Here is a 22,526-nt window from a genome sequence, read left to right on the forward strand (position 1 = left end):
GGGCCTATGCCCCTCTCCACTGACGGGTCGACGCCCCTGTCGTCGACCCGAATTCGTCTTGCCCTCCTCGCCCTCGCCCTGGGCGGTTTCGGCATCGGCGCGACCGAATTCGTCGCCATGGGGCTGCTGCCCAATCTCGCGCACGACCTCTTGCCGACGCTGTACGCCGCCTCGCCCGATGCCGCCAACGCCCGGGCCGGTTGGCTCATCTCCGCGTACGCACTCGGAGTGGTCGTGGGCGCGCCCACCATCGCGGCCGCCGCGGCGCGGTGGCCGCGCAAGAAGCTCCTGCTTGCCCTGCTGACCGCCTTCACGGTCGGTACGATCGCCTCGGCTCTGTTGCCGAACTTCGAAACCGTGTTGATCGCCCGATTCGCTGCGGCCCTGCCGCACGGCGCCTACTTCGGCATCGCTTCTCTCGTCGCGGCCAACCTGATGGGACCGGGTAAACGCGCGCGAGGAATCGCGCTGGTGCTGTCGGGACTCACGATCGCCAACGTGATCGGCGTTCCCACGATCACCTTCATCGGACAGACGAGCGGATGGCGGGTGGCGTACCTCGTTGTTGCCGGCATCTTCGCGCTCACCTTTGCCGCGGTGGCCATCTTCGTGCCGTTCCAGGCCGGCAACCCGCACGCCACGATGCGGGCCGAACTGCGCGCCTTCCGTCAACTGCAGGTATGGATCACCCTCGGCATCGGCGCCATCGGCTTCGGCGGACTCTTCGCGGTATACACCTACGTTGCCCCGCTCGTGATCGAAATCACCGGGCTCACCGCGGGGGCCGTCCCGCTGGTGCTCGTCGTCGTCGGTCTGGGAATGACCGCCGGAAACTTCGGCGGTGGCGCACTCGCCGATTGGAGTGTGCGGCGCACGATGTACATATCCTTCGCGGTACTCATCGGCGCCCTCCTCGTCCTGGCGTTGTCCGCGCATTCCCTCGCCGGCCTGCTCACCGGCATGTTCTTCATCGGGGCCGCGGCATCCGCCCTGTCGCCGACCATTCAGGCTCGACTCATGGACGTGGCGCACGAAAGCCAATCCCTGGCGGCTGCCCTCAACCACTCATCGCTCAACGTCGGAAACGCGCTTGGCGCCGCGCTGGGCGGCGTCGCCATTGCCGGCGGCTTCGGCTACCTCGCCCCGGTGTGGATCGGCGTCGCCCTGAGCCTCATCGGCGTCGTGCTCACTCTCGTCACGTTCGGCATCGACCGACGGTGGCGTCGGCGCGGGATCACCGTGCCCTACGGCACCCAGCTGATCCGCACCGTCAAGTAGCTCGGGGCCGTGTGGCCCCGAGCCGGCGTCAGTCGGTCTGCAACAGGATGCCGTCGCGGATCGCGCGCTTCCGCAGGGCGACCTTGGTTCCCACGTCATACCCGGCGAGACGGTACTTCTCCCGAATGCGCTTGAGGTAGGACTTTGCCGTCTCCTCGGAAATACCCAATTGGTACGCCACGGCCTTCACGGGCTCGCCGGCCCCGTAGAGGGCCATGACGCGGCGCTCCTGAGCGCTCAGCCGCGGCCCCTCGGCGGTCTGGCTGGAGTTGAGCGCGTAGTCGAGTTCCGCTGAAATGTAGGACTTGCCCACCGCCGCGGCGCGAATGGCCTCCACGATCATGCTGGCCTCTTCGCTTTTCACGAGATAACCGAGTGCGCCCGCGGCAAGCGCCTCGCGGACGAGAGCCGGCTCCGAGTAGGTGCTCATGAGCACCGTTTTCACGCCGGTGGTCTTGAGAGTTGCGATCTTCAAGGACACGGGAATGTTGTCCTTGAGGTCAAGGTCGAGGAGCACCACATCCACCGGGAACTCGGGATGAGTGAGCAGCTCCGGCCAGGTGGTCACGGCCGCCACCATATCGATGTCGTCTGCCGCACTGCGGATCCACTCGGTGAGCGCCCCCAGAAGCATCCGATGGTCATCGACGAGCGCGAGACGAATGGGGCTAGGTGTTGTCGTCACGGTGGGGCCTCCTACTGGCTGGCACTGCATTTGGAAAAACTGGAAGTCTACGCATCGGCGGGGTTTTCCACGTTGCACTCAATGTCTACCTGCAGAGTACCGCTCTTATTGGAATCGATGTAGGGTCCAACGGCTCTGATCGCCTGCCAGGTCTCCGGGTCAACGCGGCGACGCGGAACCCCGGTCGTCGCCAGCGCAAGATCGAACTGGAGAACGTGGGCGGAGGCGCCTCGCCGAGTGGGTGCCAGCGGTCCGAAGCGCAGAGACACGGACGCATCCGGGCCGCTCGTGTCACCCACCAGGAGCCAGATCGTGAGCAGGAGGCCCTCGCGCTGAACGGGGGAGAGCAAGCCCGCCAGACCATTCGGATCGACCAGGGTCACGGCGGGATTGAGGTATTCGGACTCTGACACGGCGTGATGCAGCCAGGTTTCGGTGCGGCCCTCGATCAGGTGAAGGCGCAGCGCGGTGGCGAGTGCGCCGGCGGTCATCGCCGTCGTCGGGGAGAGAGGCAACGCGGTGCGACCCTGGGCCACGTCGTTCAGCAGGGTCTCGGCGTCGAGGTCGAGGCGAGCGAGCTGCTCTGAGGCGAGCATTCCCACCGCGAACCGGGGCTGCGAGATCGTGCTCTGCACGAGCACAAGATCGAGTTCGCGCTGAACCATGCGCCGGAATCCGCGGGCGATGCCCGCCCCGACGAGCGGCGGGATAACGGCAACAGCGATGGTGAGTACTTCCGGACCGAAGGTCAGGACATCATTGCGTTCCTCGAAGATTGTGCCGACCGCCAGAAAGACTCCAAGCCCGGCGATGGCCAGAAGGATGTCCCGGGTGTCGCGCAGGGTGATCATCGACATGAGCAGTCCGCCGACGGCCGCGGCGGCCGTCGGGTAGATCCCCGCTTCCGTGAGTCCCCAGCATCCGGCCAGGTCGAGCACGACGACGACGGCGCCCACGGCAAGCGCGGACAGGAACAGCCACAGCGGCATCCGGGTGGCGAGTCGCTGCACGATCTGGTTGACGACGAAGGCCGCCGCCAGGAGCAGAATCCAGGCGATCAGGCTCAGCGTGGGAAACGGTCGCCCCTGCCATTCGACGACGAAATGCCCGAACAGAAACGCGGCGATGAAGGCGCCGCTGAGTGTCATGCCAATGCCCAGGTGCTGGCCCCCGAGCCCATTCGCCGTGCTGCTCGCCGCGTCGTCGAGGGACACAAGTCGGCGGCCCCAGCTTACGGAACGTACCGCGCCACGATTGGCGACCGGCTGGGCGTCGGCAACGCGGCTGTCGATGAGGCCGGAGAAGATCATTTCGGCACCTCGAGGACGACGGTGGTGCCGGAGCCCGGGGACGAGAACAACCGGGCATTACCGCCGACGGCGCGGAGGCGGGCAATAACCGATTCGGCGACTCCGAGGCGTTCGGTACCCACAGCGGCCAGGTCGAACCCGACACCGGCATCGGTCACCATGGCCCGCACCGTTGTTTCGTCTTCCGTGATCGTCACGTCGGCGTGCAGGACGCCGGAGTGCCGCCGCACGTTTTCCAGGCATTCGCCGAGGGCGAGCAGGAAGGAATCGAGAACGTCGGTGGGCAGGCGTACCTGACCGCTGCCGTGCCATTCGACCTCGAGCCCCATGCGCCCGAAGCGGTGGCGCACCGATTCAAGCGTCGTGCCGAGGGTGGAGACGTTGCTCGCCTCGAGCGTGTAAACCCCGGAGCGGCGGGGGCTTGGCATGCCTCCGAGACGCAACTGACGCAGAAGCCGGGCATCGTCGCCCGACTGCTGGCGCAGGGCTAGTGGGGTCACCCCCACTCCGGAATGCGCGAGCAGGGTCAGGGTGGCCAGGACGGTGTCGTGCAGGAGGCGAGCGTCGGTGCGGCGCTGGGCCTCCACCTCGCTCGCATGGCGTTCGGCGCGGTGTGCACGCCCGATGGCGGCGATGCGGTGCATGACCCGGGGAACGCTCTGCGCGATCCACCATCCGGCCATGATGCACGAGAGCCATCCCGTTATGCCGAGCGCGAGCGGCAGCGGCGTGGCCGCGTGCAGTGACACGACGACGATGATGGCGGCCATTGTCGCACCGAATGCGGCCACGAGAACAAGAATGCGCTTGCGGGTGACGACCAGCACCATCGCCACGCAGCTCATGGGAACTGCCGCGAGGATGCCCAGGGTGGCTTCCTCCACCACGTTGAGCGGAATCGTCGGGTGGCTGCCGAACCCCACCAGAAGAATGATGCCGACGCCGAAACCAACGGTCAGCAGAGCCCAGCGGATGGCGCCGGTGTGGCCGAGAACATACTGGGAGCCGGCCATCAGGAACACGAGCGCGAGGGAACCCTGACGGGCGCCGGACGAAATCCCCCCGGGAACAAGCAGGCACAGGAACACGGCGACGGACCCGGCCAGACCATAGGCCTGAGCGGACCTTCGAAGCAATCGGTCGCGCTCCTTCAGTATTCGTTGCATGAATTCCTGTTTCGGGTCAGGGAGGAACATGATTATGAATGTATTAATGCACCATATCGGGCTAGGGACCCGAAATTCGACCCCCTAGGCCAGCAATTTCTGCAATTGGGCACCGATGGCCGCGGTTTCGATCAAAAAGCTGTCATGGCCGTACTCCGAGTGCAGAATCACCGGTTTTCGGCCATCAATATTGCCCGGGAGATGCCTGGCGATGCTTTCCTGGCCGACTACCGGAAAGAGACGGTCGCTGTCAATCCCCACCACGACAGCCCGAGCGGTGACGCCGGACAGGGCGGCCTCGACGCCCTGTCTGCCCCGGCCGATGTCGTGCGAGTTCATGGCTTCGACGAGCACGATGTAGCTGTTCGCGTCGAAGCGACGGGTGAATTTGTTGCCATGGAAATCCAGGTACGACTCCACGGCGAAGCGGCCACCATTGCCAAGCGGACTGATCGGACTCTGCCAGGACCGATCGAATCTGAGGTTCAACTCGGCCGGGCTGCGATAGTTGAGCAGGGCCATGCGCCGGGCGAGGGCCAGTCCCCTCGTCGGGCCGTCTCCGTCTTCCGCATCGTAGTAGTCGCCGGAACGGAACGACGGGTCCGTTCGCACCGCTTCGAGCTGCACAGAGTTGAGAGCGATCTGATCGGCCGTCGTCACCGGGGGCGCCGCGAGGATCGCCAGGCGCGCAACCCGTTGGGGGACGGCGACGGCCCATTCGAGTGCGTGCATTCCGCCCATGGAACCGCCGACGACCGCGGCCCAACGATCGATGCCGAGCCGGTCGGTCAGTGCTATCTGGGCGGCCACTTGATCGCGAATGGTCAGGTAGGGAAAACGGGCGCCCCACTCCAGGCCGTCCGGCGCGACGGACGACGGGCCGCTGCTGCCCTGGCAGCCGCCGAGCATATTGGGAGCGACGACGAAGTAACGGTCGGTGTCGATCGCGAGACCCGGCCCGACGATCCCGCTCCACCACCCGGCCGTTCGGTGGCCGGGCACGGCCGGTCCGCGTAGGTGACTGTCGCCGGTGAGAGCGTGCAGCACGAGGATCGCATTGTCGCCGGCAGGAGACAGCCGTCCCCAGGTCTCGTAGGCCATGCGCACGGACGGAAGCTTGCCGCCCGCTTCGAATTGGAGGGGACCGATGTCCTCGAATCGCCGGTTTCCGACCGGGTCGCCCTCACGCCACGCGCCGGTCGCGGGGGGTTTGCCGAGGAGCGACCGCGCCTGGGCTTCAGTGATGAAGCTGGAGGGGACCGTGTCTGAGGGTAGCTGCCATTCCATAGGCTCCCATTCTGTCGGTCCGCGGGACGGGCCGGCGCAATGTTACGTCGACCCGACCGCGGGGCGACTTATGCGCTGGCGCGCGAGGCGGCCACGACGGCGCGAGCGGCCGCGAGGCCCACCTCAAGGTCGGCCTTGAGGTCGGCCACATTCTCGATGCCCACGGACAGGCGTACGAGCCCGGGGGTGACGCCCGCAGTGAGCTGTTGTTCCGGAGTGAGCTGCGCGTGCGTCGTGGATGCGGGGTGGATCACGAGGGAACGCACGTCGCCGATGTTGGCGAGGTGGCTGAACAGCTCGAGATTGTCGACGAGGGCACGACCGGCGTCGACACCGCCCTTGAGCTCGAAGGAGAGGACCGCTCCGACACCTTTCGGGGCGTACGTGTTGGCCGCGGCATACCAGGGGCTCGAGGGAAGTCCGGCATAGTTGACCGACGCGATGTCAGCGTGGTTGTCCAGCCATTCGGCGACGTCCTGCGCGTTTTGCACGTGGCGTTCGATGCGGAGGCTGAGGGTTTCGATGCCCTGGATCAGCTGCCATGCGCTCGCCGGCGCGATGGATGAACCGAGGTCCCGCAGCAGCTGCACGCGTGCCTTGATGATGTAGGCCAGTCCGTCTCCCACGGCGGCCGTGTAGCTGGCGCCGTGGTACGAGGGGTCGGGCTCTGTCAGCCCCGGGAACTTCTCCACGTTCCTGGTCCACTCGAATTTTCCGCCGTCCACGATGACGCCGCCGATGACGGTGCCGTGGCCGCCGAGGAACTTGGTGGCGGAGTGCACGATGATGTCCGCTCCGTGTTCGAACGGGCGAATCAGGTACGGGGTCGCAATCGTGTTGTCGACGATGAGGGGCACACCGCTGTTGTGGGCCACGTCCGCGACCAGGCTGATGTCGAGCACGTTGATCCGGGGGTTGCCGATGGTTTCCGCGAAGAACAACTTCGTGTTCGGTCGAACCGCGCGGCGCCATTCCTCGGCGTCGTCCTGATCCTCAACGAAGGTCGTCTCGATGCCGAGCTTGGCGAGGGTGTATTTGAACAGGTTGTAGGTTCCGCCGTAGATGGAGCTCGACGACACAATGTGGTCGCCGGCCTGGGCGATATTGAGTACGGAGAACGTGGAGGCCGACTGACCCGACGCCACCAGGAGGGCCCCGGTGCCGCCCTCGAGTGCCGCAACACGCTCTTCCACGACGGCCTGGGTCGGGTTCTGAATGCGGGTGTAGATATTGCCGAACTCGGCGAGCGCGAAGAGGTTCTGGGCGTGCTCCGCGCTGTTGAACACGTAGGAGGTGGTCTGGTAGATCGGCGTGGCCCGCGCATTCGTCACGGGATCGGGGCGTGCACCCGAGTGAACCTGCTTCGTTTCGAACTTCCACTGTGCGGCGTTGTCGCTCATGAGGTGACCTCTCCCTTGTAATCGTCGACGAGCGGGGCATTCAGCGCTCTGCAGCGAGCTTAGACAGGCGCTCAAAGGGGCCGCAAGCATGCCGAAACACGACGTCACACGCCGTCTGTGCGGTTGGTACTACTTGAGATCGCCCCGCGGCAGCACGATCGTGCCGGTGGGCGTCGCGACCGTGGATCTGAACAGCCAGCGGGCGCGCGGCTCCACGAAGGGGCGGAAGACGCTCCGCACCGGCCTGAGCGACAGCACCACGGAGATCACGACGCTCAGGGCGATCACGCCGGGCAAAACCCAGGCCGACTGCGGACCGTCCAGAACCCCGGTTTCCCGAAGCGGGAAGAGCACAAAGCTGTGCAGCAGGTAAATGTACATCGTGGCGGCGCCGAAGGGCGTGAACCACGTGGCGCGACGTGGCACCAGCAGCAGAAACGCGACAATCAGCGCGAAGGTGAGCAGCACGAAGCCCAGACGCACGCCGCCGGCCCAGAACTGCGTGTAGCCGAACAGGGAATAGCCCTCGTCGTACAGCAGGAACTGCCGCATCTTGAGCGTGCGCAGCGCTTCGATGTTGAGCGAAATCAGCACGTACACCGTTGTGAAGAGGGCGAGGGCGCCGGCGCGCCACTTCCAGATGTCGGCGGTGCGCAGGCGTAGCCACCGATCGGTGAGTTGCCACTGGCGCAGTTTCCAGCCGAAGACGAAGAAGGGGAGCAGGCCGATCGTTCGCGAAAGTGTGAAGGTGCTGTCAATGCTGTCGATATAGCCCGAACTGATCGACAGGATGATGCTGAGCAGGAGCGGGTAGCGCAGGAGCACCAGGTACGGCAGGGTGATCCGCCACACCAACAGCGCCAGCAGGAACCAGAGCGTCCAGCTGGCGGTCGAATAGTCCAGGTTGAATTTGCCGCCGAGCAACCAGCGAATGCACGTCCACACGGTCTCGAAAACAACGTAGGGGAAGGCGATATCCGTGAGCAGGCGCTGCAACTGGCGGGTGCCCGGCGGGCCTGATTTGGCGAAGTAGCCACTGACCGCCACGAAAATAGGCACATGGAACGCGTAAATGAAGAGGTACATCGCGTAGGCCGAATCGGACTCGCCAATCAACTTGAGGATCGCGTGCCCAACCACCACGAGCGTGACGGTGATCCACCTGGCGTTGTCCCACAGGGGGACGCGTCGCTTGGCGGGCGGACTGGTGGCGGGGGGCGTTGCGCTCATTCAGACCATTCTCCCGCCAGAATGGAGAAATGAGTACACGAAGAGTAGTTGTGACCGGTGCGAGCTCGGGAATCGGAGCGGCGACGGTGCGAGCGTTCCGCGAGCAGGGCTGGAACGTGGTCGGGGTCGCGCGTCGTGCGGATCGTCTCGCGGCGTTGCGGGACGAGACGGGGGCGGACGTCTTTACCGCGGATCTCACGAAGCAGGGCGACGTGGACGCGCTTCGGGACCACCTGGCCGCATCCGGGCCGGTGCATGCCCTCGTGAACAACGCCGGCGGCGCCAAGGGAATGGACTCGGTGGAGACCTCCAGCATCGACGACTGGGCGTGGATGTTCGAAATCAACGTGCTCGCCGTCAAACGCGTCACGACGGCCCTGCTGCCGCTGTTGCGGGCGTCGATAGCGGATGATCAGGGCTCCGCCGACATCGTGAACGTCACCTCGATCGCCGGCCATGTGGCCTACCTCGGCGGCGGCGGGTACAACGCGGCCAAGTTCGCCGCGCACGCCATGACCGAGGTATTACGCCTCGAGTTGAACGGTGAACCGATCCGGGTGATCGAGATCGCGCCGGGAATGGTGAAGACGGACGAATTCGGACTCGTACGCTTCGACGGCGACACCGAGAAGGCCGCCGCCGCCTACGAAAACGTTCCCCACCCGCTGGTGGCTGAAGACGTGGCCGACACCATCGTGTCGAGCGTGCTGCGCCCGGCGCACGTCAATATCGACCTGGTCGTGATCAAGCCCGTCGCGCAGGCGGCACCCACCCGAATCGCGCGCGGACCGCTGACCGTCCGATGACGGCAGCGCCCGCGGCGCCGCCGATCAGGACCGGTCGACACGCACGGCCGGTGCCTTCTCCGCGGTGGCGGCCAGGGCCTGCCTGAGGTCGTCGAGAACGGCAGGGTCCTCGATGGTGGGGGGCACCGTGTATGGTTCTCCGTCCACGATCTGGCGGATCGTCTTGCGCAGAATCTTGCCCGATCGGGTCTTCGGGAGGCGTTCCAGAATCGTCACGTCACGAAACGCGGCGACGGGGCCGACGTTGTCGCGCACAAGGGCGACCAGCTCCCTGGCCAGGGTGTCGTGATCGATCGTGGCGCCCGCCTTGAGGGTGACGAAGCCTGCCGCGCGCTGCCCCTTGAGGGCGTCGTGCACGCCAAGCACGGCGCACTCGGCGACGGCGGGATGCAGCGTCAGGACCTCTTCGAGGGAACCCGTTGACAGCCGATGCCCGGCGACGTTGATGACGTCGTCGGTGCGCCCCATGATGTACAGATACCCGTCCTCGTCGAAGTGACCGGAGTCGCCCGTGGCGTAGTAGCCCGGAAAGGCCGTGAGATACGCGCTCGCAAAACGTTCCTTGCTGCCCCAGATGCCGATGAGATTGCCCGGGGGCAGGGGGAGGCGGATCGCGATGTTGCCGTCCTTGCCCACCCGCGTGACCGGACGGCCCTTGCCGTCGAGAATCTCGATCTTGTACCCCGGAACCGGAACGGTCGCCGACCCCGGACGCGTTTCGAGCTCCTCGATGCCGAGGGGATTGGCGCAGATCGCCCAGCCCGTTTCCGTCTGCCACCAGTGGTCGACGACGGGGCAGTGCAGTCCGTCGTTGGCCCAATGGAACGTCTCCGGATCGAGGCGTTCACCGGCGAGGAAAAGGCTCGCGAGGCAGGACACGTCGTACTTCTTGAGTTCCAGCAGTTCGGGGTCGACGCGTCGGATCGCACGCACGGCCGTCGGCGCGGTGAAGAGCACCTTGACCCGGTGCTGCTCGACGACGCGCCAAAAGGCGCCGGCATCCGGGGTGCCGATGGGCTTGCCCTCGTAGATGACCGTGGTGGCGCCGACCAGAAGTGGGGCGTAGACGATATAGGAGTGGCCGACCACCCAGCCCACGTCGGAGGCAGCCCAGTAGACGTCGCCCGGCTCAACGTTGTAGATGTTGCGCATCGACCAGGCGAGGGCGACGGCATGGCCGCCGGTATCACGCACGATCCCCTTGGGGCTTCCCGTGGTTCCCGAGGTATACAGAATGTACAGCGGGTCCTCCGAGGCCATGCTCACCGGGTCGGCCGGCGCCGCGCCGTCTTCCTCGGCGGCCCAGTCAAGCCAGGACACCGGCTCGTCGGCGTAGTCCGCGGCAGAACCGGGGATTGTGTCTCGGTTGCGCACGATCACCGTGTGCACCGAACCGTCGCTGAGCGTGAGTGCTCGCTGAACAAGAGGCAGATACTCCACGGCGCGACCGGGCTCGTGGCCACCCGATGCCGTGACGATCACTGACGGGCGAGCATCATCGATGCGGGCGGCCAGTTCGTTCGCGGCGAAACCGCCGAAGACGACCGAGTGGATGGCGCCGATGCGAGCGCAGGCGAGCATGGCGATGACGGCCTCGGGGATCATCGGGAGGTAGATGATGACGCGGTCGCCGCGGCCGACACCGTTGGCGCGGAGCGCGCCGGCGAATTTGGACACCCGACCGAGCAGATCGAGGTAGGTCAGGGATGCCTGAGTGCCGGTCATGGCGGAATCGTAGATCAGGGCGGTTTGTGCCCCTCGGCCGGCCAGGACATGCCGATCCAGGGCGTTGACGCTCGTGTTCAGGTGTCCGCCGGGAAACCACGACCAGTCCGTGGCCGAGCGCTGTTCGAATGCCGCGCGCGGCGGAGTGGTCCACTCGATGTCGGCGGCGGCTTCCAGCCAGAATTCTTCGGGGGAGTCGATGCTCCGTTGCCAGCTGCGCTGGTAGGACCCGTGTGGTGGTGCGCTGATCATGTTGAACCTCTCCATTGAAGCGCCTCTGTATACAAAGAGTGGTTGAAGTATTGCATAAAAGCCGGTCTGATGGAATAGGATGAGCTTTGTGTATACAGAAGCCACGACGCTCGGGTCGAAAGTCCCCCTCCGCGCCAGCGAGAGGGCCTATCGGCAGTTACGCAACGAGATTCTCGACGGCGACCTGCCCCCCGGTACCGGTCTGCTCGAAGTCGAGCAGGCGGAACGAATCGGCGTGTCGCGAACGCCGTTGCGGGCCGCCGTCGCCCGGCTGACCGCGGACGGCCTCGTCGTGGGGCGCAGCGGACGCGGCTTCGAGGTGACCGAGTTGTCCCTTGCGAGCATCAATGGCCTCTACGAACTGCGGGAATCCCTTGAGGTGCACACCGTGCGCCTGGCCGCCGAGCGGCGGGACCCGGAGGTCTTCCAGGCCCTCCGCGCCCAGTTCCTGGATGCCCCGGCGCTGCTGTTGCAGGGCGACGACGGGATTCACCGGTACTACGAACTCATCGACGACTTCGAGGCCGCCGTGGACGCCGCCGTGGCCAACCCGTTCCTCTTCGGAGCCCTGGAGAGCGTGCGCACGCACCTGGCACGCATCCGCCGCATCGCCCGCGGAAACCAGGAACGGCTGCGCGCCGCGGCAGCGGAACACCTGCTCATCATCGACGCCATCATCGCCGGCGATGCCGCACTCGCCGCCCACGCCACACATGTCCACCTCTACCAGAGCCTCACAAACGTTCTCGCGACGCTTGCTGAGGAAACGGCCGTCCCGGCCGAATAACCGAAGGGAATCATCGTGCAGATCCACCACATTCGAGTTCACCGCAGTGAAGAAAACCTTGCCCGTGAGGACCAACTGGCCTGGAAAATCGCGGAATGCGCGGCAGACCCGGTGGCCGTCACCGACGACGTCACCGAAATGATCATCAACCGGGTCATCGACAACGCCGCCGTTGCCGCGGCGTCGCTGACCCGCAAGCCCGTGACCGCCGCCCGGTCGCAGGCCCTTGCCCACCCCCGCTCGAACGGTGGCGACGGATCGACGGTCTTCGGTCTTGACCCCGCCCGACGGGTCTCCCCGGAATGGGCCGCTTGGGCGAACGGCGTCGCCGTACGTGAACTCGACTACCACGACACGTTCCTCGCCGCGGAATACTCCCACCCCGGCGACAACATTCCCCCCATCCTCGCGGTCGCGCAGCATCTCGCCACCGCGAAGGGGCTTACCGGCGCCGACCTCGTTCGAGGCATCGCCACCGGGTACGAGATTCAGATCGACCTCGTGAAATCGATCAGTCTGCACGCGCACAAGATCGACCACGTCGCGCACCTCGGCCCGTCGGCCGCCGCCGGAATCGGTTCGCTCCTCGGACTCGAGAAAGACATCATCTTCCAGGCCGTCGGACAGGCCCTGCACACCACGACGGCCACCCGCCAGTCGCGCAAGGGCGAAATCAGCAGCTGGAAGTCCCATGCTCCGGCCTTCGCCGGCAAAATGGCGATCGAGGCCGTTGACCGCGCACTGCGCGGTGAGACCAGCCCGACGCCCATCTATGAGGGTGAAGACGGCGTCATCGCCTGGTTGCTCGACGGACCAGACGGCGCGTACGACGTGTCCCTGCCGAAGCCCGGCAGCGCCAAGCGCGCCATTCTGGACAGCTACACGAAGGAGCACTCGGCCGAATACCAGGCGCAGGCCTGGATCGACCTGGCCCGGCGCCTGCACCGCGCCCACCCGGAACTCGCATCGAGTGAGTCCATCGCCTCCGTCGTCATCCACACGAGCCATCACACGCACTACGTGATCGGCTCCGGCGCCAACGATCCGCAGAAGTATGACCCCACCGCATCGCGGGAGACCCTCGACCACTCCATTCCGTACATCTTCACGGTGGCCCTGCAAGACGGCAGCTGGCACCACGTTGACTCCTACTCTCCCGAGCGCGCCGGCCGCCACGACACGGTGGCGCTGTGGAACAAGGTGACGACCGAGGAAGACCAGGAATGGACGCGCCGCTACCACTCCCTCGACGTCACAGAGAAGGCCTTCGGCGGCCGGGTGGTCATCACGCTCACCGACGGGCGCATCATCACCGATGAGATCGCCGTCGCCGACGCGCACCCGCTCGGCGCCAAGCCCTTCGGTCGCGCGGAATACGTGAACAAGTTCCGGATGCTCGCCGCCGACGTGCTCGAGGACACCGAAATCGAACGCTTCCTGGCGCTCGTGGAGCGCCTCCCCGAGCTGACGGCCGACGAGCTCGGCGAGCTGACCATCGCGGCCCGACCCGGGTTGCTTCCTCCGACAAGTGTGATGGGAATCTTCTAATGCTGTACTCCCGAATTTCAGCCGCCGACAAGCGCATCGCCCTGCGCGCGGGCCTCGAATCGGGCGTGCTGCAGCGCTACCCCGGCGCGTTCAACCCCCTCTCGGCCAAGCTCATCCAGAACAAGGGCTTCGAGGGGGTGTACATCTCCGGAGCTGTGCTGTCCGCCGACCTGGGCCTGCCCGACATCGGCCTGACCACGCTCACCGAGGTGGCCGGCCGGAGCCAGCAGATGGCCCGCATGACGGACCTGCCGGCCATCGTCGACGCGGACACCGGTTTCGGCGAACCGATGAACGTGGCCCGCACGATTCAGACGCTCGAGGACGCCGGCCTGGCCGGCATGCACATCGAGGACCAGGTCAACCCGAAGCGATGCGGACACCTCGACGGCAAGCAGGTCGTCGACGACGACACGGCGATCAAGCGCATCCGCGCCGCCGTCGACGCGCGTCGCGACCCGAACTTCCTGATCATGGCGCGCACGGACATGCGTGCCGTCGACGGCCTCGACGCCGCGCTGGATCGCGCCAGGAAGCTCGTGGACGCGGGCGCCGACGCGATCTTCCCCGAAGCGATGGGCAGCCTCGCCGAGTTCGAGGCCATGCGCGCGGCGGTCGACGTGCCGCTCCTGGCGAATATGACCGAATTCGGCAAGGGTCGGCTGTATACCGTCGACGAGCTGGCGAACGTGGGCATGAACATGGTCATTTTCCCCGTGTCACTGCTCCGCCTCGCCATGGGTGCGGCCGATCGGGGACTCGACCTGATCCTGGAGCAGGGCAGTCTCGAGCCGATGCTCGGCGAGATGCAACATCGTGCCGATCTCTATAAGCTCCTCGAGTACTCGGAATACAGCCATTTCGACTCCGACATCTTTGACTTCACCCTCAATCCGCACATCACCTCCAAGGTCTGAAGGAACGACATGACTACGACAGAGCAGAACGCCGCGGCGGCCCCGGCGACCGAGCCCAAGATATTCAAGGGACTGGCCGGGGTCGTCGTCGACACCACCGCCGTGTCCAAGGTCAACCCCGACACGAACTCACTCCTGTATCGGGGCTACCCGGTGCAGGAGCTCGCGGCGCGCTGCAACTTCGAGGAAGTCGCGTACCTGCTCTGGTACGGAGAGCTTCCGACCGAGACTCAGCTCGCCGACTTTGAAACCGCGGAGCGCGCCCTTCGCCACCTTGAGCCTGCCGTGCGCCGTGTGATCGATGAGCTTCCGCTCACCGCCCACCCGATGGACGTGGTACGCACCGCCGTGAGCGTCATCGGCGCGAGCGACCCGAAGACGAGCGATGATTCGCCGGAGGCCGATCTCGCGAAATCCTTGCGCCTCTTCGCGCAGCTGCCCGCCATCGTGTCGTACGACCAGCGGCGTCGTCATGGGCTCAGCCTCGTCGAGCCGCGGTCCGACCTGGGGTACTCCGCGAACTTCCTGCACATGACCTTCGGCGAGGTGCCGGAGCTTGTGGTGGTGAACGCCTTCGACGTGTCGATGATCCTGTACGCGGAGCACTCCTTCAACGCGTCGACGTTCACGGCACGCGTCATCACCTCGACGCTCGCCGACTATTACTCGGCGATCACCGGAGCAATCGGCGCGCTGAAGGGAGCGCTGCATGGCGGCGCGAACGAAGCCGTCATGCACACGTTCACCGAGATCGGACTCGGCGCGGGAGCCGGCGAGCGGGCGACGGCCTGGCTGGACCAGGCGCTCGTCGACAAGCGCAAGATCATGGGCTTCGGCCACCGCGTCTACAAGAGCGGTGACTCACGGGTGCCCACGATGCGCGCGGCACTGCTCACACTCATCGAGCACTACGACGCGCCGGAAATGCTCGAGATGTACGAATCTCTCGAGGCGGCGATGACGTCGAAGAAGTCGATTTTGCCCAACCTGGACTATCCGTCCGGGCCGGCGTACCACCTCATGGGTTTCGACACCCTGAGCTTCACTCCGCTGTTCGTGGCCGCCCGGGTGACCGGCTGGACCGCGCACATCATCGAGCAGCGCGCCTCGAACGCCCTCATCCGCCCGCTATCGCTCTACGGTGGCCAGGAAGAGCGGCACGTGCCGGGAGCGGCGCACTCGGCGTAGCGCCCCGGGCCGGCGGCACCGGGCATGAACTAAAATCGGAACATGACTTCTGATGCAGTGACCCGTCTCGCCGGCCCACCCCGGTCCACCCCCCTCGACGCCGTGACCGGCGGGTTCGCCGCATGAGCGTGCACCTGGTCGGTGGCGGCGAAACGACCGAGCACGACGCGAGCGTCTACGGGCCGTTCTTCCTCGAAGCGGCGGCCCGCTCCGCGGCATCCGGGCGGCCGGAGCCGCGTATCGCCATTGTCGCCGTCGGCCCCGGTGGCGCCGCAGACCACAGCGCACGGTTGACGGCGGCCCTCGCCGCGACGGGCCCCTTCGAACCCGTCGTCACGGCGCTCGAGCCGGACGGCCTTGCCACCAACCTGTCGATAGCGGATGTCGACGGGATCCTGATCGGAGGCGGCGCGACGCCCGATTACCTGCGCGCCGTGCTCCCGATCAGCGGCGAGATTCGCCGCCAGGTCTCCGTCGGGATCCCATACCTCGGCTTCTCCGCCGGCGCGATGATCGCCGCGGAACGTGCCATTGTCGGCGGCTGGCGCATCGGCGGCGTCGAGGTGAGCCCGCAGGGCGCCGCGGAAGACCTGGACGAGATCACGATCGAGCAGGGCATCGGACTGCTCGATGTGACCGTGGACGTTCACGCCGCACAGTGGGGCACCCTGTCCCGGTTGATTTCCGCGACCGAGGCCGGACTCATCGACGGCGGCCTCGCGATCGACGAGAACACCGCGCTGGTCGTCGGCGAGGGCGCCCTGAGCGTCGTCGGCGCGGGCAGCGTGTGGCGGGTGAGCCAGGCGGACGGTGGCGTGCTCGTGAGCACCTTCGGTGCCTAGCGACGCCGCACCACCCCCGCCGGACGCCTCGAATTCCCGCGGAGCGCTGAGCCTGACCGCGCCCATCGACCGCGGCTGGGCCGGAGCCCTCGCACCGGTTGCCCCCGAACTGGACCGGCTGGGACGCTTTCTCGATGCGGAAAGCGCCGCGGAGCGACCGTGGCTGCCGGTAGCCGACAACGTGCTGCGCGCGTTTCGCGACCCGTTCGACGCCGTTCGGGTGCTGATCGTCGGCCAGGACCCGTACCCGACGCCCGGGCACGCGATCGGGCTCGCCTTCGCCGTCGATCCGCAGGTGCGGCCCGTGCCGCGCAGCCTCGTCAACATCTACCGGGAGCTGTACAGCGACCTCGGGGTGACGCCGCCCGTGCACGGCGACCTCACGCCCTGGTCACGCTCCGGCGTGCTGCTGCTCAACCGTGTGCTCACGGTGCGGGCCGGGGCAACGGGATCTCATCGTCGTCACGGCTGGGAAGCCGTGACCGAGCAGGCCATCCGGGCGCTCGTGGCGCGTGATGCCCCGCTCGTGGCGGTCCTCTGGGGCAAGGAAGCCGCCTCGTTGCGACCCATGCTCGGGGAGACGCCGATACTTGAGTCACCGCACCCCAGCCCGTTGTCGGCTCGGCGGGGTTTCTTCGGCTCCCGGCCCTTCAGCCGTGCGAACGAGCTGCTTCGGGCCCAGGGCGCGGCCCCGGTCGACTGGGCGCTCGGGTAATCTGGACGAGAACGTGAAAGGACGTGCGCGGTGCTGGAGGAAGAATACGAGCGGCGGAGACGGCTGCCGAGGCATCTGAGGCCGGAACCGGCATCCGAGAACCCGTTCGCGTACACGATGCGCGATGCGCGGGTCACCGACCTGCCGGACATCCGCGAGATATACAACTACTATGTCGCCAACAGCACCGTCACCTTCGACGAAGACGCCATGACGCTGCCGGAGTGGCGCGACAAGTTCTACTACCTCGGCAAGCACGGGATGCCGTTCATCGTGGCCGAGTCACCGGCCGGTCAAATTCTCGGCTACGCCCTCGTGGCGCCATGGAAGCAGAAACGGGCCTACCGGTTCACGGTCGAGAACTCCATCTACCTCGGTGCGGCATCCACGGGCAAGGGGCTCGGCCGTCAGCTGCTGGCCGAGTTGATCACCCGGTCGAAGGCCGCCGGGCTCAAAGAGATCATCGCCGTCATCGCCGACCAGGGCGCGGATGCCTCGATCAAACTGCACCAGGACTTCGGCTTCGAAGAAATCGGGCGTATGGGCAAGGTCGGGTTCAAATTCGAACGCTGGCTCGGCACCGTGCTGCTGCAGAAGAGCCTCAAGTAGCACTCCGTCGCTGACTTGTGGTCAGTGATGCCGCGCCGCGACGGAGAGTACGGCCTTGCGCGGTGAGAAGGCCACGGCACGGGCCAGCATGGCGTTGCGTTTGCCGACGATCACCTGCGGGGGAGTGACGCCGCGGTCGAGCGCAGCGCAGGTGCTGTCCATGACACGATCCACGGTGAGGGACCGGCGCGCGGCTGTGCTTCCGGCGACCCGTGCGAACTCGGTGTCCACGAATCCGGGGCAGACGGCGGTGACCTTGAGCCCGGTCGCCCGGGTCTCGTACCACAGGGACTCGGTGAAGCTCAGCACATACGCCTTACTCGCGGCGTAAACCGACATGTGCGGCATCGGCTGGAATGCCGCCGTGCTCGCGAGGTTCACCAGGGCCGCCGCGTGCGGCATCCGGGTGGCCGTGTCGATCAGGTCGGGCAGCAGGGCATGGGTGAGGTGCGTGAGGGCGAGCACGTTGAGCCGCACCTGTTCGAGCTGCGGGGCCGCTTCCGTGCGTGCGAACGGGCCGATTGTGCCGAAGCCGGCACTGTTCACGAGTGTGCCGATGATCACGTTGCGGTTCTTCAGATCGGCGACGAGCTCGGGAACCGCGTCCCCAGCGGTCAGGTCGAGCGGTATCACCGTCGACACGGTGCCGTACTTCTCCGCCAGGTCCACGGCGAGGGCCTCGAGACGATCCTGACGTCGGGCGACGAGCACGAGGTCCGCGCCGCGTTGGGCGAGTTCGTGGGCGTAGCCGGCGCCGAGGCCGCTGGAGGCTCCGGTGATCAGTGCGGTGGTTCCCATCGGGTTGTAGAGTGCGCGTGGCATGCGTCAACGCTACTCGCAAAGCTAGGCTCACAGCATGGCTGAACCGCATGAATTGACCGCGCTCGAGCAGTGGCAGGCCTTGCAGAGCGGCGAACTGAGCCCTTCCGAGCTCACGGAGCACTACCTCGCGAGGATTCAAGCGCGAGACGCGTCGCTTGGCGCGTTTGTGACGGTGACCCCGGGCAACGCCAGGGCACGGGCCCGACTGGTTGAGCAGACCGTGCCGAAGACGGTCCCGTTGTGGGGGCTGCCCTTTGCGGACAAGGACCTGCAGCTGCGGGCCGGCGTCCCCGCGCGTTTCGGATCGAGGCTCATGCGCGACTTCGTCCCGGAGGAATCCGACGATCTGGTGATTGCCCTCGACGAGGCCGGCGGCGTGAGCCTCGGCAAAACGAGCACCCCCGAATTCGGGCTGCCGTCGTACACGGAGGGCCCGGCCGGCCCGCCGGCCCGAAACCCGTGGGACTCGCGCTTGGGCGCCGGCGGTTCGAGCGGCGGCGCGGCGGTCGCCGTGTCCGCCCGGCTGCTTCCGTTCGCGCCCGGCTCCGACGGTGGTGGATCCGTGCGCATTCCCGCGGCGGCATGCGGCCTCGTCGGGGTCAAGCCCTCGCGTGGGCGGGTGCCGGCGGCATCCGGAATCGACAAGCTCGGTGGGCTGCCCGTGGCCGGACCGCTCGCGCGCACCGTAGCGGATGCCGCCCTGCTGCTCGACGCCATGATCACCCCGCACGGAAATCACCCGGATCACCACTTCGCGCTGCGTGCCCCCGGTGATGACGGCCCGCTGCTCGCCCACGCCGTGCGAGGCGAAGGACGGTTCCAGCTCGGGGTGATGACGACGTCGGCCTGGGACAACGACTACGACATTGATCTGGCCCCCGAGGCTGTCGTCGCCCTGGACGCGGCGCGGCGGGAATTCGACGTGCTCGGTCACGGCACCGATGACATCGCCCTCGACCCTGACCCCGGCTACGTCCCCGCGTTCCGCACCATCTGGCAGGCAGGGGCCGCGAGCATCCCAGCGGACGGCGGCGCGCAGGAAGAACTGCTGGACCCGCTCACACGATGGCTTATGCATCGCGGCCGCGCACTCACCGCCCGGCAACTCGCCGAGGCGCTCGCCGCGCTCAGCGCGTTCGAGCGTTCGTTCATCCGGCAGCTGTCGCGCTTCGACGCGGTTCTCACCCCGGCCCTCGCCCTCACCCCGAGGCCGGTCGGCTGGTATGACCCCGACGACGGCGAGCGCAACTTTGGGCAGCAGGTGCAGTACACGCCCTTCACCTCGATGGTGAACGTCAGTGGCCTCCCCGCAATCGTGTTGCCCGTGGCGCAGACCGCGGACGGTCTGCCGATGGGCGTGCAGCTGATCGGTCGTCCCGGCGGCGAGGCCACCCTGTTCGCGCTCGGCGCCCAGCTTGAACGCCGGTTCCGGTGGCAGGACCGCGTGCCGCCCGAGCCTGGGCGCACGGTGAACACCCCATGAACTTATTTTGATCTAGTCAAAACAACTGCTAGCGTCGAGGAATGACGCAGACAGGAGACACGGACGCCGCGGTGACGGAAGCGCTCTCAGCCGGCATCCGCGCCGTGGGCCTCAAGGTCACCGGTCCTCGACTGGCCGTCCTGCGCGCGCTGACCACGGCGCCGCATTCGAGCGCCGATCGCGTGTTCGCCTCGGTCAGTGTCGAACTGCCCAGCACGAGCCGGCAGGCCGTGTACGGCGTGCTGTCCGCCTTCACCGAGGGCGGACTCGTGCGCAAAATTGAACCGGCCGGTTCCGCCGCTCTGTTCGAACGTCGGGTCGGTGACAACCACCACCACATCGTCTGTACGCGCTGCAGTGCCGTGCACGACGTGGATTGCTCCATCGGAGCGGCCCCCTGCCTTGTTCCCGAGAACTCTTCGGGGTTCGCCGTTCACGCCGCCGAGGTCACGTACTGGGGCCTGTGCCCCTCGTGCCAGAGCGCCCTCGCCACTTTTCCTTCAGTCGACAACCCCATGCAAGGAGTCTCATGACCACCGAGAACACCACCACCACCCAGTCGGGCACCCCCGTCGCGAGCGATGAGCATTCGCTCACCGTCGGCGATAACGGCGTCACGGCACTGCACGATCGTTACCTGGTCGAAAAGCTCGCCCAGTTCAACCGCGAGCGCATCCCGGAGCGCATCGTGCACGCCAAGGGCGGCGGAGCGCACGGACAGTTCGTCGTCACCGGCGACGTGTCCGCATACACGCGTGCCGCAGTCTTCCAGCCCGGAACGACCACCGACACCCTCCAGCGTTTCTCCAGCGTGGCCGGCGAGCAGGGCAGCCCCGACACCTGGCGCGATGTGCGCGGCTTCTCGGTGAAGTTCTACACCTCAGAGGGCAACTACGACATCGTCGGCAACAACACCCCCGTCTTCTTCATCCGCGACGGAATCAAGTTCCCGGACTTCATCCACTCGCAGAAGCGCCTGCCCGGTTCCGGGCTGCGCGACGCCGACATGCAGTGGGACTTCTGGACCCTGTCACCGGAATCCGCCCACCAGGTGACCTACCTCATGGGTGACCGAGGATTGCCGCGTTCCTGGCGCGAAATGCCCGGCTTCGGCTCTCACACGTACCAGTGGATCAACGCCGAGGGCGAGCGATTCTGGGTGAAGTACCACTTCGATTCCAACCAGGGCAACGTGGAGATGGACGGCGCGGAGGCCGAACTCATCGCCGGCGCCGACGCCGACCACTACCGTCGCGACCTCTATGAGGCCATCGACGCCGGAAACTTCCCGTCGTGGAACGTCTCGGTGCAGGTCATGCCCTACGAGCAGGGCAAGACCTACCGGTTCAACCCGTTCGACGTGACGAAGACCTGGCCGCACGCGGACTTCCCGCTGATCCCGGTGGGCACGCACACCCTCAACCGCAACCCGGAAAACTTTTTCGCCGAGATCGAACAGGCCGCGTTCTCGCCCGCGAACCTCGTTCCCGGAATCGCCGCGAGCCCCGACAAGATGCTCATGGCGCGCATCTTCTCCTACCCGGATGCCCAGCGGTACCGCGTCGGAACGAACTACAACCAGATTCCGATCAACGCACCGCAGGCCCCGGTGCACAACTACTCCCAGGACGGTGCGGCCCGCCACGGCTTCAACGCCCCGAGTGCACCGAACTACGCGCCGAACTCGCTCGGCGGGCCCGTCGCCGACGCCGCAGCGGCGGGGGAGGGTAACTGGGAAAACGACGGCGAACTTCTGCGCGCCGCCGCGACCCTGCGCAGCGAGGACAGCGACTTCGGTCAGGCCGGAGCGCTCTACCGCGACGTGTTCGACGACGCCGCGAAGGCTCGTTTCCTCGCGACCATCACCGGCGCGATCAGCGGCGTGACACGCGCCGAGGTCATCGAGCGCGCCATCTGGTACTGGACGAGCGTGGATGCCGACCTGGGCGCAAGCCTGCGTGGCAACCTTGAGGCGCTCGCCGTCGCAGAGGTCGCCACCCGCTAACACCCGAGAGACGCGCACCCGGAAGCGCGAACACAGCGAAAACGCCCGACCGTTTCACGGCCGGGCGTTTTCGTGCTCAGTGGCCGACACGTCGTCAGCGCAGGTAGCCGCCCTTCTCCAGGCCCGCCTCAATCTCGAAGCGGTTCTTCAGCGGGTTGCGCCCCGCCAGGGCATAAAGCAGCGGAAAAACGAGTCCGTAGCGTTGCCATTGGCGTTTGTGCACGGCCTCGTGTTCGAGCACGGCCGCTGACACGTTGTGGTTGGTGAGATAACAGCCGCCCACGCACGACCCGCCGCGCCCGAACGTCCACGCCGGCATGCCGCGAAACACCAGTAGGCCACCGCGGCGCTCGACGGTGCCCGTGCTCCACAGCGAACCCCACACCGTCCCGACGAGGGTCGCGTACAGGTAACCGGCGTGGCTGAGGGGGGAGTCGAAGAGTAAGCGGCGCATGCCTCTAAAGTAGTTGG

21 protein-coding genes are annotated in these 22,526 nt (G+C 66.6%); 12 read left to right on the forward strand and 9 right to left on the reverse strand.

The genetic code is table 11. The annotated features are described in order from the left end of the window. The first annotated feature begins 6 nt into the window (after positions 1-6). Positions 7-1,278, forward strand: coding sequence for an MFS transporter (locus AC1MB9_RS03075; RefSeq protein ID WP_479963579.1), 1,272 nt, complete (start codon positions 7-9; stop codon positions 1,276-1,278). 28 nt (positions 1,279-1,306) lie between these two features. On the opposite strand, the gene AC1MB9_RS03080 is transcribed toward AC1MB9_RS03075, so the two are convergent. The 6 genes from AC1MB9_RS03080 to AC1MB9_RS03105 form a co-directional block, all read right to left on the reverse strand. After that, positions 1,307-1,963 (reverse strand): response regulator, encoded by a 657-nt coding sequence (locus AC1MB9_RS03080; protein WP_479963580.1) that lies wholly within the window; start codon positions 1,961-1,963, stop codon positions 1,307-1,309. Positions 1,964-2,010: 47 nt separating this feature from the next. Continuing rightward, positions 2,011-3,273, reverse strand: coding sequence for a hypothetical protein (locus AC1MB9_RS03085; protein WP_479963581.1), 1,263 nt, complete (start codon positions 3,271-3,273; stop codon positions 2,011-2,013). Next, positions 3,270-4,469, reverse strand: a complete 1,200-nt coding sequence (locus AC1MB9_RS03090) for a sensor histidine kinase (protein WP_479963582.1) — start codon at positions 4,467-4,469, stop codon at positions 3,270-3,272. Before AC1MB9_RS03090 ends, AC1MB9_RS03085 begins: the two co-directional genes overlap by 4 nt. Positions 4,470-4,523: 54 nt before the next feature. Then, positions 4,524-5,726 (reverse strand): homoserine O-acetyltransferase MetX, encoded by a 1,203-nt coding sequence (gene metX / locus AC1MB9_RS03095; protein ID WP_479963583.1) that lies wholly within the window; start codon positions 5,724-5,726, stop codon positions 4,524-4,526. Positions 5,727-5,794: 68 nt separating this feature from the next. Beyond that, positions 5,795-7,126 (reverse strand): bifunctional o-acetylhomoserine/o-acetylserine sulfhydrylase, encoded by a 1,332-nt coding sequence (locus tag AC1MB9_RS03100; RefSeq protein ID WP_479963584.1) that lies wholly within the window; start codon positions 7,124-7,126, stop codon positions 5,795-5,797. Between the two features lie 129 nt (positions 7,127-7,255). Beyond that, positions 7,256-8,356, reverse strand: a complete 1,101-nt coding sequence (locus AC1MB9_RS03105; protein ID WP_479963585.1) for an acyltransferase family protein — start codon at positions 8,354-8,356, stop codon at positions 7,256-7,258. A gap of 29 nt (positions 8,357-8,385) precedes the next feature. Between AC1MB9_RS03105 and AC1MB9_RS03110 the strand changes: the two genes are divergently transcribed. Continuing rightward, complete coding sequence (locus tag AC1MB9_RS03110; RefSeq protein ID WP_479963586.1) at positions 8,386-9,162, forward strand: SDR family NAD(P)-dependent oxidoreductase; 777 nt, start codon at positions 8,386-8,388, stop codon at positions 9,160-9,162. Positions 9,163-9,186: 24 nt separating this feature from the next. Here AC1MB9_RS03110 and AC1MB9_RS03115 read toward each other — a convergent pair whose 3' ends face one another. Beyond that, positions 9,187-11,154 (reverse strand): AMP-binding protein, encoded by a 1,968-nt coding sequence (locus AC1MB9_RS03115; RefSeq protein ID WP_479963587.1) that lies wholly within the window; start codon positions 11,152-11,154, stop codon positions 9,187-9,189. A gap of 73 nt (positions 11,155-11,227) precedes the next feature. Between AC1MB9_RS03115 and AC1MB9_RS03120 the strand changes: the two genes are divergently transcribed. The 7 genes from AC1MB9_RS03120 (at position 11,228) to AC1MB9_RS03150 (ending at position 17,745) form a co-directional block, all read left to right on the forward strand. After that, entirely contained in the window at positions 11,228-11,926 is a 699-nt protein-coding gene (locus AC1MB9_RS03120; RefSeq protein ID WP_479963588.1) for a GntR family transcriptional regulator, read from the forward strand. A gap of 15 nt (positions 11,927-11,941) precedes the next feature. Then, positions 11,942-13,474, forward strand: a complete 1,533-nt coding sequence (locus AC1MB9_RS03125) for an MmgE/PrpD family protein (RefSeq protein WP_479963589.1) — start codon at positions 11,942-11,944, stop codon at positions 13,472-13,474. Then, positions 13,474-14,391 (forward strand): methylisocitrate lyase, encoded by a 918-nt coding sequence (gene prpB / locus AC1MB9_RS03130; protein WP_479963590.1) that lies wholly within the window; start codon positions 13,474-13,476, stop codon positions 14,389-14,391. The genes AC1MB9_RS03125 and prpB overlap by 1 nt, the downstream gene beginning before the upstream one ends. Before the next feature lie 9 nt (positions 14,392-14,400). Beyond that, a complete protein-coding gene (locus tag AC1MB9_RS03135) occupies positions 14,401-15,579 on the forward strand; it encodes a bifunctional 2-methylcitrate synthase/citrate synthase (protein ID WP_479963591.1) in 1,179 nt (392 codons plus the stop codon). Between the two features lie 122 nt (positions 15,580-15,701). Next, on the forward strand, positions 15,702-16,421 hold the full coding sequence (locus AC1MB9_RS03140) for a Type 1 glutamine amidotransferase-like domain-containing protein (RefSeq protein WP_479963592.1): 720 nt from the start codon (positions 15,702-15,704) through the stop codon (positions 16,419-16,421). Between the two features lie 46 nt (positions 16,422-16,467). Continuing rightward, positions 16,468-17,136 carry a uracil-DNA glycosylase gene (locus AC1MB9_RS03145; RefSeq protein WP_479964569.1) on the forward strand — a complete coding sequence of 223 codons (669 nt, stop codon included), beginning with the start codon at positions 16,468-16,470 and terminating at the stop codon, positions 17,134-17,136. Between the two features lie 30 nt (positions 17,137-17,166). After that, a complete protein-coding gene (locus AC1MB9_RS03150) occupies positions 17,167-17,745 on the forward strand; it encodes an N-acetyltransferase family protein (protein ID WP_479963593.1) in 579 nt (192 codons plus the stop codon). Between the two features lie 21 nt (positions 17,746-17,766). Here AC1MB9_RS03150 and AC1MB9_RS03155 read toward each other — a convergent pair whose 3' ends face one another. Beyond that, positions 17,767-18,567 carry an SDR family NAD(P)-dependent oxidoreductase gene (locus tag AC1MB9_RS03155; RefSeq protein WP_479963594.1) on the reverse strand — a complete coding sequence of 267 codons (801 nt, stop codon included), beginning with the start codon at positions 18,565-18,567 and terminating at the stop codon, positions 17,767-17,769. 34 nt (positions 18,568-18,601) lie between these two features. Between AC1MB9_RS03155 and AC1MB9_RS03160 the strand changes: the two genes are divergently transcribed. Genes AC1MB9_RS03160 through AC1MB9_RS03170 form a run of 3 tightly spaced genes read left to right on the forward strand, consistent with a single transcriptional unit; the run spans position 18,602 to position 22,055 of the window. Next, positions 18,602-20,050, forward strand: a complete 1,449-nt coding sequence (locus AC1MB9_RS03160) for an amidase (protein ID WP_479963595.1) — start codon at positions 18,602-18,604, stop codon at positions 20,048-20,050. A gap of 41 nt (positions 20,051-20,091) precedes the next feature. Next, on the forward strand, positions 20,092-20,583 hold the full coding sequence (locus tag AC1MB9_RS03165; RefSeq protein ID WP_479963596.1) for a Fur family transcriptional regulator: 492 nt from the start codon (positions 20,092-20,094) through the stop codon (positions 20,581-20,583). Continuing rightward, positions 20,580-22,055: a catalase gene (locus AC1MB9_RS03170; RefSeq protein ID WP_479963597.1), complete on the forward strand. Its 1,476-nt coding sequence runs from the start codon at positions 20,580-20,582 to the stop codon at positions 22,053-22,055. The genes AC1MB9_RS03165 and AC1MB9_RS03170 overlap by 4 nt, the downstream gene beginning before the upstream one ends. A 94-nt stretch (positions 22,056-22,149) precedes the next feature. On the opposite strand, the gene AC1MB9_RS03175 is transcribed toward AC1MB9_RS03170, so the two are convergent. Then, positions 22,150-22,509 (reverse strand): Fe-S oxidoreductase, encoded by a 360-nt coding sequence (locus tag AC1MB9_RS03175; protein WP_479963598.1) that lies wholly within the window; start codon positions 22,507-22,509, stop codon positions 22,150-22,152. Positions 22,510-22,526: the final 17 nt, after the last annotated feature.

The organism is Cryobacterium sp. AP27, from assembly GCF_056680495.1.